Source organism: Acidovorax sp. (assembly GCF_046341535.1).
Taxonomy (GTDB): domain Bacteria; phylum Pseudomonadota; class Gammaproteobacteria; order Burkholderiales; family Burkholderiaceae_C; genus Acidovorax.
In genome coordinates, this window is the sequence record NZ_JBKDRI010000134.1 from 1 (window position 1) to 12597 (window position 12597).

At 61.7% G+C, this 12597-nt stretch carries 12 protein-coding genes and 1 tRNA gene; 7 read left to right on the forward strand and 6 right to left on the reverse strand.

Annotated elements, in window-relative coordinates:
* Both ACK543_RS09475 and ACK543_RS09480 read left to right on the forward strand, forming a co-directional pair.
* Positions 1–870, forward strand: an 870-nt coding sequence (locus ACK543_RS09475; RefSeq protein WP_409942603.1) for a transketolase-like TK C-terminal-containing protein, incomplete at its 5' end; no start/stop codon positions are given.
* A 124-nt stretch (positions 871–994) separates the two neighbouring features.
* Positions 995–1228, forward strand: a complete 234-nt coding sequence (locus ACK543_RS09480) for a hypothetical protein (RefSeq protein ID WP_409942604.1) — start codon at positions 995–997, stop codon at positions 1226–1228.
* A 20-nt stretch (positions 1229–1248) separates the two neighbouring features.
* On the opposite strand, the gene ACK543_RS09485 is transcribed toward ACK543_RS09480, so the two are convergent.
* From ACK543_RS09485 to ACK543_RS09510, 6 genes are all read right to left on the reverse strand, one after another.
* Positions 1249–2073, reverse strand: coding sequence for a zinc-dependent peptidase (locus ACK543_RS09485; RefSeq protein ID WP_409942605.1), 825 nt, complete (start codon positions 2071–2073; stop codon positions 1249–1251).
* Between the two features lie 44 nt (positions 2074–2117).
* Positions 2118–2903 (reverse strand): UDP-2,3-diacylglucosamine diphosphatase, encoded by a 786-nt coding sequence (locus ACK543_RS09490; RefSeq protein ID WP_409942606.1) that lies wholly within the window; start codon positions 2901–2903, stop codon positions 2118–2120.
* A gap of 27 nt (positions 2904–2930) precedes the next feature.
* Positions 2931–3437, reverse strand: coding sequence for a peptidylprolyl isomerase (locus ACK543_RS09495; RefSeq protein WP_409942607.1), 507 nt, complete (start codon positions 3435–3437; stop codon positions 2931–2933).
* 28 nt (positions 3438–3465) lie between these two features.
* Complete coding sequence (locus ACK543_RS09500) at positions 3466–4050, reverse strand: peptidylprolyl isomerase (RefSeq protein WP_409942608.1); 585 nt, start codon at positions 4048–4050, stop codon at positions 3466–3468.
* The gene (locus ACK543_RS09505) at positions 4047–5345 is read right to left on the reverse strand and encodes a L,D-transpeptidase family protein (protein ID WP_409942609.1); all 1299 of its coding nucleotides are present in this window, start codon (positions 5343–5345) and stop codon (positions 4047–4049) included. Before ACK543_RS09505 ends, ACK543_RS09500 begins: the two co-directional genes overlap by 4 nt.
* 81 nt (positions 5346–5426) lie before the next feature.
* On the reverse strand, positions 5427–6575 hold the full coding sequence (locus tag ACK543_RS09510) for a tetratricopeptide repeat protein (protein WP_409942610.1): 1149 nt from the start codon (positions 6573–6575) through the stop codon (positions 5427–5429).
* Positions 6576–6779: 204 nt separating this feature from the next.
* Between ACK543_RS09510 and cysS the strand changes: the two genes are divergently transcribed.
* From cysS to ACK543_RS09535, 5 genes are all read left to right on the forward strand, one after another.
* The gene (cysS, locus tag ACK543_RS09515) at positions 6780–8159 is read left to right on the forward strand and encodes a cysteine--tRNA ligase (RefSeq protein ID WP_409942611.1); all 1380 of its coding nucleotides are present in this window, start codon (positions 6780–6782) and stop codon (positions 8157–8159) included.
* A gap of 36 nt (positions 8160–8195) precedes the next feature.
* The gene (locus tag ACK543_RS09520; protein WP_409942612.1) at positions 8196–8873 is read left to right on the forward strand and encodes a DNA-3-methyladenine glycosylase family protein; all 678 of its coding nucleotides are present in this window, start codon (positions 8196–8198) and stop codon (positions 8871–8873) included.
* A 99-nt stretch (positions 8874–8972) separates the two neighbouring features.
* Positions 8973–9950: an acetyl-CoA carboxylase carboxyltransferase subunit alpha gene (locus ACK543_RS09525; protein ID WP_409942613.1), complete on the forward strand. Its 978-nt coding sequence runs from the start codon at positions 8973–8975 to the stop codon at positions 9948–9950.
* A gap of 371 nt (positions 9951–10321) precedes the next feature.
* Positions 10322–11287 carry a tRNA lysidine(34) synthetase TilS gene (tilS, locus tag ACK543_RS09530; protein ID WP_409942614.1) on the forward strand — a complete coding sequence of 322 codons (966 nt, stop codon included), beginning with the start codon at positions 10322–10324 and terminating at the stop codon, positions 11285–11287.
* 438 nt (positions 11288–11725) lie between these two features.
* A tRNA-Ser gene (locus ACK543_RS09535) sits at positions 11726–11818 on the forward strand.
* Positions 11819–12597: the final 779 nt, after the last annotated feature.

The window sequence follows — 12597 nt, forward strand, 5'->3', positions numbered from 1 at the left end:
GCCACCAGCTACAGCGTGCACGGCCTGGCCATGCTGCCGTTCTACATCTACTACTCCATGTTCGGCTTCCAGCGCGTGGGCGACGCCATCTGGGCCGCCGCCGACCAGCGCGCGCGGGGCTTCCTGCTGGGCGCCACATCGGGCCGGACCACATTGGGTGGCGAGGGTCTGCAGCACCAGGACGGTACCAGCCACCTGGTGGCCGCCACCATCCCCAACTGCAAGGCCTACGATCCGGCCTATGCGGGCGAAATGGCCGTCATCATCGACGCCGGCATGCGCGAGATGGTGACCGAGCAGCGCGACGTTTTCTATTACGTCACGCTGATGAACGAGAACTACGCCCAGCCCGATCTGCCCGAAGGCGCGGCAGAAGGCGTGCTGCGCGGTTGCTATGTTTTTAATAGCTATCAGGCCATCAATAGCGAGCGCGACAGCCTCAATTCATCCAAAAACGTCACCCTCATGGGCTCCGGGGCCATCCTGACCGAAGTGGTCAAGGCCGCGGGGCAGCTGGCGGCCGAAGGCATGAACGTGACTGTGCTCAGCGTGACGAGCTGGAGCGAACTGGCCCGCGACGGCCTGGCGTGCGAACAGCGTGCGCTGGCGGGCGAACAAGGTGTTAGGCCAGGTACCCCCTGGCTTGCAGCGCAACTGGCCGCCACAAGCGGACCGGTTGTGGCTGCAACAGACTATGTCCGCGCCGTGCCGGAGACGGTGCGGGCGTTCATACCTGCGGGGCGCAAGTATGTGACGCTTGGCACCGACGGGTTTGGACGCAGCGATACACGGGCGGCCTTACGGCGGTTTTTTGGGGTGGATGCGGCAAGCGTGGCGCATGCGGCGAGGCGTGCGCTCACGGTGGAGTGAGCAAGGGCAGGGCAGGCTAGCGCGTGACGGTTGTCGTTCATCGGTTCCTGCGGGTTATTGCCGTGATCCAATGCCGCACAGACTTCCTACAATCGGTTGCAAACTTCAAGAGATCGAGATCGGCATGGCAGCTGTTACCTGGGACCACACTCCGCCCACCACCTGGATAGCAATGGTCGATGGGCAAGCCTGTTGCTCCGTCAAGCGCAAAGACATCGGAGGGTGGACCGCAACCTGGACGGACGACCGTCTCTGGCCAGTGCCAGTCCATCTACCTAAGGCCGTGCCGCAGCCCACCAAGTTTTTCAGTAGTCTTGAAGAAGCCAAGCAGGCGGTGGAGCAGGCGCTGGCGGCATAAGCGCATGGTGGGGTCTTTGTCTAGTCTACAGAGCGCCTGAAGAACGCATCGAGCACCGGCATCAGCAGCGGAAACTCCTGCGCAAAGCGCGGTCGGTTCACAAAGTAGGCCTCGCATGCCACGGCAAAGAATTCCGACTGGGATGTCGCCCCATAGGCATCCAGCCATGGGGCCTCGGCTCCGAAGCGCTCAGCCATGATCACGCGCTCGCGAAAGTTCTGGTAAGCCGGCTCCCAGGCATCCCACCATGCCTGGTACGCGGCGCGGCCGGTGCGTGCGCTCATATAGCCTGCTGGCAGTGGTGGGCAGCCATTGGCCTCGCCGCTTTTCATGTCCAGCTTGTGCACAAACTCATGCACCACCACGTTGTGGCCGCGTGCCGTGTTCTCCGTGGCGTTGCTCACATGCTCCCAACTGAGCATGACCGGGCCGCGCTCCATGGCTTCGCCCAGTAGCACCTGGGAATGCTCGTGCACCACGCCCGCTTCATCCGTGGTCTGGCGGCGCGCCACGGCTTGCGTTGGGTGGACCACGATGGTTACAAAGTCGTCGTACCAGCGCAGCGCCTCGCTGGCCTGCCCCATGTGCAGCAAGGGCAGGCAGGCCTGCGCGGCGATGTCGATGGCCATGGCATCCGTCACTTCCAGGCCGTGCGCGCCGTGAAATTCCTTTTGGTCGAGAAACAGCGCACTCAGTGCGCGCAGCTTGCTCTGATCGTGCAGCGACAGATCTGCCAAAAAGGGGTAGCGCTGCAGCGTCTGGAGCCACAGCTGTGCCGAGATGTCAGGGATGGGCGCTACAGCGGCGCGTATGCGGCGCCAGAGGCGGTTGAGCAGGCGTGGCATGTCAGCGATCGGGCGGGGACGCGATCACGGCCCCTGAGTAGGAATCACCGGTAGATGGGGTCCATGGGCACGCGTTCCAGCCCTGCGGTCGATAAACGCAGTACCTCCAGGCGGCGGGGCGTTGCCGCGGCGTCCCAGTCGCTCAGCACCACACGCTGCAAACCTGGCGCCAGGGTGTGGGTGGCGGGCTTGTGGGTATGGCCGTGGATGAGGGTGTTTGCATGGGCAGCCTGCAGCCAGGCCACGGCCGCCCCGTCGTCCACATCGCAATAGCCGGCGCCAGACTGCTTGCGCGCCTCGCTTGCCTGGCGGATGCCGCGTGCCTGCGCGCGCCGGATATCCAGGGGCTGCGCTAGAAATTGCTGTTGCCACGCGCGGCTGCGGGCCTGCACGCGAAAGCGCTGATAGTCCACGTCATCAAGGCACAGCAGGTCGCCATGGCTGATCAGATAGCGCTGGTCCGCAAAGCCCAGTACGGTGGGATCGTGCAGCAGCGTGATTCCGCAGTGCCGCGCAAAGCCTTGGCCCGCCAGGAAGTCGCGATTGCCGTGCATGAAGTACACCGGCAGGCGCTGCGCGCATGCTCGCAGGGCAGCGCAGCCTTCGGCTTCAAAGCTGCCGAGCTCCTCGATGGCATCATCGCCGACCCACACTTCGAACAGGTCGCCCAGGATGAAGAGGGCATCAGCGTCGGTCTGCGCGAGGTACAGCGTGAAGGCCGCCAAGGTCGCCCTCTCGCTGGCCTGCAGGTGCAGATCCGAAATGAAATCGACCGTGCGCCAGTGCGAGGGAGCGGCAAGCTCCTCGAACCGGGGCACGGTCGTGGTCACGGACGCTGAGGTCAGATCAACGCAGGATCAGAGCGCGACGGCCTTTTCGATCACCACGTCTTCTTTGGGCACATCGTCATGGAAACCCTTGCGGCCGGTCTTGACAGCCTTGATCTTGTCAACCACCTCTGTGCCCGCGACGACCTTGCCAAACACAGCGTAGCCCCAGCCCTGGGCCGAAGGAGCGGTGTGGTTCAGAAAGCCGTTGTCGGACACATTGATGAAGAACTGCGCGGTGGCCGAATGCGGGTCGCTGGTGCGGGCCATGGCCACGGTGTAGTTGGCGTTTTTCAGTCCGTTGTTGGCTTCGTTCTCGATGGGGGCATCGGTACTCTTTTGCGTCATGCCGGGCTCAAAACCGCCGCCTTGCACCATGAAGCCGGGGATCACGCGGTGAAAGATGGTGTTGTTGTAGTGTCCCTTGTTCACGTAGGCCAGAAAGTTCTGGACCGACTTGGGTGCCTTGGCAGCGTCAAGCTCGAGGGTGATGACACCGTAGTCGGTGATGTGCAGTTCAACTTGTGGATTGCTCATGGACGTAGCTTTCTTTTAAAAAATGGTGTCACTTCACCAGCGTGGCGGAGTTGATGGTGACGGGGGTGTTGGGCACGTTTTGGTGCGGTCCCCTGTTACCGGTGGCCACGGCCTTGATCTTGTCGACCACAGCCGTGCCTTCCACGACCTTTCCGAACACAGCATAGCCATGGCCGTCTGGGTTGGGGGCGTTGAGCATGGCATTGTCCTTCACGTTGATGAAGAACTGCGAAGTGGCAGAGTTGGGGTTGCCGGTGCGCGCCATCGCGATGGTGTAGGTGTCGTTCTTCAGGCCGTTGCTGGCCTCCAGCGGAATCGGTGCCTTGGGGGGCTTTTGCTGCATGTCGGCTGTGAATCCGCCACCCTGGATCATGAACCCATCGATCACGCGGTGGAAGATGGTGCCGTCGTAGTGCTTTTCATTGACGTAGGCGAGAAAGTTCTCGACGGTCTTGGGCGCCTTGTTCAGATCGAGCTGCACCACGATATCGCCCATGGATGTTGACAGCTTCACCTTGGGGGCGGTTCCTTGTGCATGTGCAGATGCTACTGAAATAAGAGCTGAAAATGCAACGCTGACAAGCGCAATAGCAGAATATCTTCTGGAAATCATCCAATCACTCCTTCGAAAAATATTTGCCAGTTTTGGTCGCGGCGGATCCAGTACTGGCGCTTGACGGGCCCGGTACGGGCGCCCGCTGCGACTTCGCCGAACGTTACCACCATGGTGTCGGCTGAGTCCGTCCACCGCAGGTAAGACTTGTCCTTGAGATGGAGGTCCCGGCCGCGAAGGGCGCGCGCCTCGGCCTGCAAGACGTTGGCCCAGTCATCCAGGGGTTTTTTGCGGTGACTTTGAAAGTCGGGCGCGTAAAACGAGAGTAGCCGCTTCATATCGCCATCGGTTTTGGCCTTGCTCCATGCGCCCAGCACTGCGTCAAAAGCATTGCGATCGGTCTGCACGCTGTGGGGTGCGACCCAGTTCAACTGGCGCGCGATCACCACCGGAGTCGTGCGGGGTTCCACGGTACGCAGCAGGCGTTCCAGATCGGGGTTGGCCAGCACGAGGCAGCCGTCAGTGGCCAAGGGCGCACGCGCAAACTGCTCCGGTGGCGTGCCGTGCAGCCAGATACCGCTGCCGGTCTTGCCGCGGCTGATATCCAGCGGGTTGGGGTAGTTGATGGGCAGCGCGCCTGCGCCGTAGAAGTCCTTGAGCGAGGTCGGGTCCAGCCGGCTCGTGATGAAGTACACCCCCAGCGGAGTGCGTTGGTCGCCCTCCAGGCTCTTGTCAATGCCCAGCCTGCCAACCGAGGCATAGTAGTCGGCGACGAGCCGCAGCCCCGTGGGGGCGTTTTCAAAAAGGTAGAGCCTGGAGCGCGATGCGTCAAAGGCAATGGCGTGGCGCGAACGTGGAGACAGTTCAAGGAACTGGGCCGGGATGGTGTTGGCCGGCGGGCGAATGCGCTGCGCGTCCACACGCTGACGGGATTCGTTACGCAGTTCATCGAGCGTGGCCGCCGCCTGCATGCTGCGCAGCGTATCGGCCTCCGGTGCGTCGCCCATGCGACGGATGGGACGCAGCCGCGCCGAGAGCAAGTCGCCCACGACAAGCTGTGCGAGCTGGAAATTCGGGTAGTCGCGCGCCAGGGCCTCGGCCTGCCGTAGGGCTTCTCGATTTTGTCCAACGCCGATGAGCTTGTAGACAGCAAGAAGCCGCTCCTCGGCATCTCCATCGCGCAGAGGGGGAGGCGACGCTGGTGGCTTGGCCGACGCGGATGTCCCAGCCCGTGCAGGTTTGGGGCGGGGCTTGTTGTCACTCTGGGCGTGCGCTATCACTGCATGCAGCAGCGACACAATCATCAACGCGACCGCCGCAGCCCGGCGACGTCGTGCAGTCAGCTCGACAGACATACTAGCGCTCGACTGCGGGTTAGCGTGGCGCAGCGGTCGCTAAGCGTAAGCGACGTGCAGCCGCCGGCTCGGATGGCACGATCAACCGCCCGTGGTTTCGCGCACGATCATCCAGCGACCATTGCTGTTGACCATATCGAGCGTCTTGCGGCTGGTCACATTCAGCGAGTCGGCCGTGTAGGCCTGACGAAAGCGCGCCGAGGCCTTGTTGCCTTCAACCGAAACCTTCAAGTCACTGATGGTCACGCTGATCTTCGATTTACCCAGAATGCGAGCTTCACGCTCTTTCTCCCAGGCGGCCCGCGTTTGTTTGCCTGGCGCGTCAAAAGATTTGTCGTAAGCCGCAAAGTACCCAGCGATGTCCTTGGCAGACCAGGCCGCTGCCCAGGCCTGCACAGCAGCCGTGACCGCTTTCACCCTGGCCGCATCCTCAGCGGCTGCGGCAGCCGCAGGTGCTGGTGCTGGTGCTGGTGCTGGTGCTGGTGCTGGTGCTGGTGCTGGTGCTGGTGCTGGTGCTGGTGCTGGTGCTGGTGCTGGTGCTGGTGCTGGTGCAGGTGCTGGTGCTGGTGCTGGTGCTTGAGCTGGAGCTGGAGCTGGAGCTGGAGCTGGAGCTGGAGCTGGAGCAGCCGGCGGAGCTGCAGCGGGACGCTGGATGGCGACGACTGCGGGCGTGTTCGCACCTGCGCGCGCCTGCTTGCCCGCCGTTTCGGCTGAGAACAGTTCCCGTATCAGAGCCAGTTTGGGCTTGACCGAATTGGCGTTCGCAGCATCCAGTTGCAGCGCTTTGTTATACGCCTGGCTGGCCAGCTTGGCATAGATGTCCCCGAGGTTCTCGTGGGCGGTGGCATAGCTAGGATTGGTGCGGATCGCCATTTCCAGCGCTGTACGGGACTTGTCTAGCTGGTTTTGGTTGGCGTACAGCACGGCCAAGTTGTTATATGGCTCTGGAAGCTCGGGGTAGTCTTCCGTGAGCTTGGTGAATGTTGCAATGGCATCGGCTGCTTTGCCGGAGTCTGCCTGAGCCACACCGCGCAGGAAGCGCAGCTGCGGATCGCGCGGATTGGCAGCCAGGCGCTGATCCACGCGTGCCAGAGCGTCTGCCGGTTTTCCTGCCTTCAGCAGCCTTGCAATGTCGGCATAGTCGTCGGCATGGACCGCGCCAGTGCCCACCAGTGCGGTCAGTGCAACCAAGCGCAATAGTTGTGGAAGGGTGCGTCGAACTTGCTTCATAGGCGGGTCGGTGATTTGGGCCGATATTGGCCGGACGGGACTTATACTGCGGCAGATTGTAGCTGAGGGGTTTGTCGTGACGGAACGCTGTTGCCTCTGCTTTTGCGGGTTTGTGCCCCTGCAGGTTGGTACTTCGAAGGTGCCCGTCTGCCTCTGACCGGCCCGTGCGGGCCCACCCAGTCCAGTCTCTGTTACTGAAATTCCATGAGCTTGCGCATCTACAACACGCTTTCGCGTGCGTTGGAGGACTTTTCCCCGCTCGAACCCGGTCATGTTCGCATGTACGTGTGCGGCATGACCATTTACGACCTGTGTCACATCGGTCATGCTCGCATGATGATGGCGTTCGACGTGGTGCAGCGCTGGCTCAAGTCCAGCGGTATGCGTGTGACCTACGTTCGCAACATCACCGACATCGATGACAAGATCATCCGGCGTGCGCTGGAGCGGGGCATCACCATCCGCGCACTGACGGACGAGATGATTGCTGCCATGCACGCTGACATCGGCAAGCTGGGCATCGAACCGCCGTCCGCTGAACCCCGCGCGACCGAATATGTCCCGCAGATGCTGTCTCTCATCAGCCAACTGGAAGGCAAGGGTCTGGCCTACCGTGCGCCCGGTGGTGATGTGAACTACTCGGTGCGCAAGTTTGCCGGCTACGGCAAGCTCTCCGGAAAGTCGCTGGACGAGCTACGCGCCGGCGAGCGCGTGGCGGTGGAGGCTGGGAAGGAAGACCCGCTCGACTTCGTTCTGTGGAAGGCAGCCAAACCCGAGGAGCCGCCCGAGGCCAAGTGGGGCAGCGCGTTTGGCCCCGGTCGTCCTGGCTGGCACATCGAGTGCTCTGCCATGAGCTGTGCCACCCTGGGCGAAAGCTTTGATATCCACGGCGGCGGCGCTGACCTGCAGTTTCCCCACCACGAAAACGAGATCGCGCAGAGCGAAGGGGCCACCGGCAAGCCGCTTGCCAAGTTCTGGATGCACAACGGTTTCGTGCGGGTCGACAACGAGAAGATGTCCAAGAGCCTGGGTAACTTCTTCACCATCCGAGACGTGCTGCAGCAGTACGACGCCGAGACCGTGCGTTTCTTCATGGTGCGGGCGCACTACCGCAGCGCGTTGAACTACAGCGATGCCCACCTGGACGATGCGCGCCTGGCCCTCAAGCGCCTGTACACCGCCCTCAGCCTGGTCGCTCCGGCAGACCAGGCAAAGATTGACTGGGCCGATCCCTACGCTGCACGCTTCAAGGCGGCCATGGACGAAGACTTTGGCACTCCCGAGGCCGTGGCTGTGCTGTTTGAATTGGCAGGCGAGGTCAACAAGACCCGCTCGCCCATGCTGGCTGGTCTGCTGCGTGCGCTGGGCGGCTGTCTCGGAGTACTGCAGGGTGATCCCCAGGCATTTCTGCAGGTTGGCGTGGCCTTGAACGAAGCGGATATTCAGAGCAGGATCGCTGCGCGCGCAGCCGCGAAGGCCGCAAGGAATTTTGCCGAAGCCGACCGCATCCGCCAGGACCTGCTGGCCCAGGGCATCGTCCTCAAGGACTCTGCCGCCGGCACCACATGGGAAGCCGCACAGTGAGCGGAGTGCCTTTGAAAAAAATGATCCTAGCGGCAGATGGAGCAGATCGTGGTAGCTATTAAAAAAATAGTGAAAGACGCCCCTTCGTCTGCCCCTTCGACACCTGATTACTGGGCGGAAGCGTGCAAGCACCTGATGAAGAAAGACCGGGTGATGAAACGGCTCATACCCCAGTTTGGCGATGCAGCTTTGCAAACGCGGGGTGACGCCTTCACCACCCTGGCGCGCAGCATCGTGGGTCAGCAGATCTCGGTGAAGGCGGCCCAAACGGTGTGGGAGCGCTTCGCAGCGCTTCCCCAAGGTATGAGGCCAGCCAGCGTGCTCAAGCTCAAGATTGACGATATGCGCGCGGCTGGCCTGTCGGCCCGCAAGGTGGACTACCTTGTCGATTTGGCGATGCACTTCGAGGGTGGCAAGCTGCACGTCAAGGACTGGGCAGCGATGGATAACGAATCGATCATCGCCGAACTGGTGGCCATCCGTGGCATTGGTCAGTGGACGGCCGAGATGTTCCTCATCTTCTATCTCAGGCGCCCCAACGTGCTGCCGCTCGATGACGTAGGCTTGATCAACGGCATCAGTCAAAATTATTTTTCGGGCGACCCAGTCAGTCGCAGCGAAGCCCGTGAAGTCGCTGAGGCCTGGAAGCCTTGGTGCAGTGTGGCAACTTGGTATATTTGGCGCTCGCTGGACCCGCTGCCCGTGGTTTACTGACAATCTCTGACGAGCCTTCACATCTGGTTGCACCTCGGTTAAAGTGCGGCCCGCCTGCAGCAGCCCGCCCACCGCGGCGCGATTCCTAGGAGAAAAACGTTGGCGAAAAAGACATTTCTGGATTTCGAGCAACCCATTGCCGAACTGGAGTCCAAGATCGAAGAGCTGCGCTATGTGCAGACCGAAAGCGCTGTCGACATCTCAGAAGAGATCGACCAGCTCAGCAAAAAAAGCCAGCAGCTCACCAAGGACATCTACAGCGAGCTGTCGCCCTGGCAAATCACCAAGATCGCCCGTCACCCCGAGCGCCCTTACACGCTTGACTACGTGCGCGAAATCTTCACCGACTTTGTAGAACTGCATGGCGATCGGCACTACGCAGACGACCTGTCTATCGTGGGTGGGCTGGCCCGCTTCAACGGACACGCCTGCATGGTGCTGGGTCACCAAAAGGGGCGCGACACGAAGGAGCGCGCCACGCGCAACTTCGGCATGAGCAAGCCAGAGGGCTATCGCAAGGCCCTGCGCCTGATGAAGACGGCAGAAAAGTTTGGTCTTCCAGTGTTCACGTTTGTGGATACGCCCGGCGCCTATCCAGGCATCGATGCCGAGGAACGCGGGCAGTCCGAAGCCATCGGCCGCAATATCTTCGAGATGGCACAACTTGAAGTACCCATCATTTCCACCATCATCGGAGAAGGTGGATCGGGTGGCGCTCTTGCCATCAGCGTGGCTGACCAGGTGGTGATGCTGCAGTACGCGATTTACTCGGTCATCAGCCCTGAGGGCTGCGCGTCGATCCTCTGGAAGACCAGTGAAAAGGCGCAGGAGGCGGCCGATGCGCTAGGTATCACCGCCCACCGCCTCAAGGCGCTGGGCCTCGTGGACAAGATCGTGAGCGAGCCCGTTGGTGGGGCACACCGCGATCACAAACAAATGGCTGCCTTCCTCAAGCGGGCCCTGGGCGATGCATTCCGTCAGCTGGCCGACCTGAAAACAAAGGATTTGCTTGAGCGCCGCTACGAGCGACTGCAAAGTTACGGGCGCTTCAGCGACACCAAGTCAAACAGCGGCTGAACGGCCTGAGGAGCGGCCCGCCTTCCTTAGTCACTTCGCATCGGCCCTTCGAGGGCCGATCTTTTTTTCATGCGGCTTCGGTCCCGGATGCCAACCTTGGCTGACATGTCCGGCGCAACCGCACACAACACGGTTGCAAACCACCGGTACTTCAGGTGGAACTGACGACGCCAGCATCCAAAACACGCAAGTGCCAGATTGCCGACACGCGGCTTTGCTGGATGCGCTGCTTGTGATAATCAAGCCCATGAGCTGCCTTGCTAGCGAAGAGAATCCGGGGTCTGTGCCGTGCCCAGCGCAGTGGAGCCAACATTGCAGTGCTGGCATGCCCAATATCGCCCTGTTTTTTGGCCGAGGCGGCGGTGCCTGGTATGAAACAGCCTTTTGAGTCAGCTATCAGCGTCTTTGCGCCGTCGCTCCCGTTGGGTGTGGCCTTGAGCGGTGGCGCGGACTCGACTGCGCTGCTGCTCGCCTGCGCCCGCCGTTGGCCGGGACAAGTACGGGCGCTGCACGTTCATCACGGCTTGCAAGCCGCCGCCGATGGCTTTGAGCAGCACTGCGTGACGATGTGCAGGCAGCTGGATGTGCCGCTGCATGTGCAGCGTCTGGATGCGCGCCCCGCAGCGGGACAGAGCCCCGAAGACGCCGCCAGACAGGCCCGCTATGCTGCCTTGCAGGCCATGGCCTACGCGAATGGGCTAGCGCCTCGCATCGCGTCCATTGCCTTGGGCCAACATGCGGACGATCAGGCTGAGACACTTCTGCTTGCCCTATCGCGAGGCGCTGGTGTGGCCGGTCTTGCCGCCATGCCAGAGCGCTGGGAGCGCGCCGGTTTATCCTGGCACCGGCCGTTGCTGCAAGTGTCAGCAAGAGATGTGCGCAGATGGTTGAGCGAGCAAGGTGCGGCCTGGGTGGAGGACCCCACCAACAGCGATACGCGTTTTGCCCGCAACCGCATCAGGGCAGACCTCCTACCCGTGATCGAGGCGGCTTTTCCTGCGTTTCGCCAGACGTTTGCCCGTACGGCAGCCAACGCGTGGGACGCGACGCAGTTGCTACGCGAGATCGCCCAGGGTGATCTTGCGCAAGTCGGCGTGCCGCCCGCCTTGCAGCAGCTGCAGCCATTGAGCCGTGCCCGCCAGGCCAACGTGCTGCGTCATTGGCTGCGTGAGCACCACCACACCACGCCGTCCGCAGCCCAACTGGGCGAGTTGCTTGATCAGATCGCCGCCTGCATAACGCGGAGTCACCGGATCAACCTGAAGGTGGGGCGTGGCTTTGTGGTGCGATCCGGGTCGCACCTCGATTGGCACGGTCACAGGGATGTAGCCCCCTAGGAGCCTGTCGGACTTGGAAATCGTCGGCTGCAAATCGACCGCAGCGGTCCATTTTTAACCGCCTTTTTGCCCCATGGCTCGGCTATGGGGCTGCGAATTCGGCAAAAACTGTCCTCGCTGGGGCCGATTTTCGCTTTCGACGCTCCAAGTCCGACAGGCTCCTAGGCGCACGAGCCGCGAAGGCGCAGCGAACCATTGTTATCCGCCCGCGCGGCGGCACGGATGCCTCACGACCCCAAACGCGAATGGCGTTGATACGTTTTCCAATACGGTGGCGCTCCGTAAGGCTCTCCATATCTGAGCTCAAGACCTCGCCGGTGACTGCGGGAAGGCGTGTGACCAGTCGCTATGACCCAGCCTGCATGAGGCCTTTGATCGACGTCACCAGCCAGCTTGTTCGCCCGGAATACCCTTGAAATGAGGCATAATGAAAGGATTGGAAACGTGACCGAGTGGCCGAAGGTGCTCCCCTGCTAAGGGAGTATGGGGTGTAGAGCCTCATCGAGGGTTCGAATCCCTCCGTTTCCGCCAATCCAAGCTAGCACTAGGTTCATTGCTATAAAAATGATAGCCCGATCCCAAAAAGGTCGGGCTTTTTTTGCCCATTTCCAGGGCCAAGTGTCCCGGTTTTGTCCCTGCGGTTCCCTGCGCGTCCCTGTCTGTCCTTCGGGTTCGCCCCGGATTTGTCCCGCCAGCGCCTGCACTGTCGCAGAGCTGCGACAGGCGGCAGGAACCTCCGGGACACGTTTGACAGACTGCGGAATCCATGCACAAATAGCTGCACCGCGTCGGCTGACTGACGGCGCCACTCTTTTTGTCGGGGGGGTGGTGCGGGGGCGGTTGACGAAGCGGCGCTCGCGGGTGGAGCCCCGTGCGTTCTGTCGCACGGTTCCGGCTTTCAAGAGCCCGTACCGGCCCAGCTGTGCCGGTCCATGCTACGCATGGAGCATTTGCCACGGATCTGTGCCCCTCGATCGCACAACACCCTTGCGGGTGGTAGTCCAGGAGGGAGCGAAGCGCGTCGGTCGCGCGGCATGCACAGAGCAACCTGACTGCCCCGGGGGCGGGGCGTTCTCAACACCCAGAATGGGTGGTGGAGCGCCGTTGTGGCTGAACCTGGGCAATTTCAATTTCAATTCGTTTCTATCGAGCCGCTGCGTCTGTATGAAACCTGGATCCGTGACCTGATGGTCGATATTTTGCTGATTCTCCATTGAAGTCAACGACTTGGATGCTATGTGACGTTTCACCCAGCAGGTGAAGCGACCATGACCGACTTTGTAATCAAACAATTGCCCTACGACTTGAGC

Coding starts and splice junctions, on each gene's coding strand:
- ACK543_RS09480 (WP_409942604.1), top strand. CDS start 995: ATGGCAGCTGTTACCTGGGACCACACTCCGCCCACCACCTGGATAGCA.
- ACK543_RS09485 (WP_409942605.1), bottom strand. CDS start 2,073: ATGCCACGCCTGCTCAACCGCCTCTGGCGCCGCATACGCGCCGCTGTA.
- ACK543_RS09495 (WP_409942607.1), bottom strand. CDS start 3,437: ATGAGCAATCCACAAGTTGAACTGCACATCACCGACTACGGTGTCATC.
- ACK543_RS09500 (WP_409942608.1), bottom strand. CDS start 4,050: ATGATTTCCAGAAGATATTCTGCTATTGCGCTTGTCAGCGTTGCATTT.
- ACK543_RS09505 (WP_409942609.1), bottom strand. CDS start 5,345: ATGTCTGTCGAGCTGACTGCACGACGTCGCCGGGCTGCGGCGGTCGCG.
- ACK543_RS09510 (WP_409942610.1), bottom strand. CDS start 6,575: ATGAAGCAAGTTCGACGCACCCTTCCACAACTATTGCGCTTGGTTGCA.
- cysS (WP_409942611.1), top strand. CDS start 6,780: ATGAGCTTGCGCATCTACAACACGCTTTCGCGTGCGTTGGAGGACTTT.
- ACK543_RS09520 (WP_409942612.1), top strand. CDS start 8,196: ATGGAGCAGATCGTGGTAGCTATTAAAAAAATAGTGAAAGACGCCCCT.
- tilS (WP_409942614.1), top strand. CDS start 10,322: ATGAAACAGCCTTTTGAGTCAGCTATCAGCGTCTTTGCGCCGTCGCTC.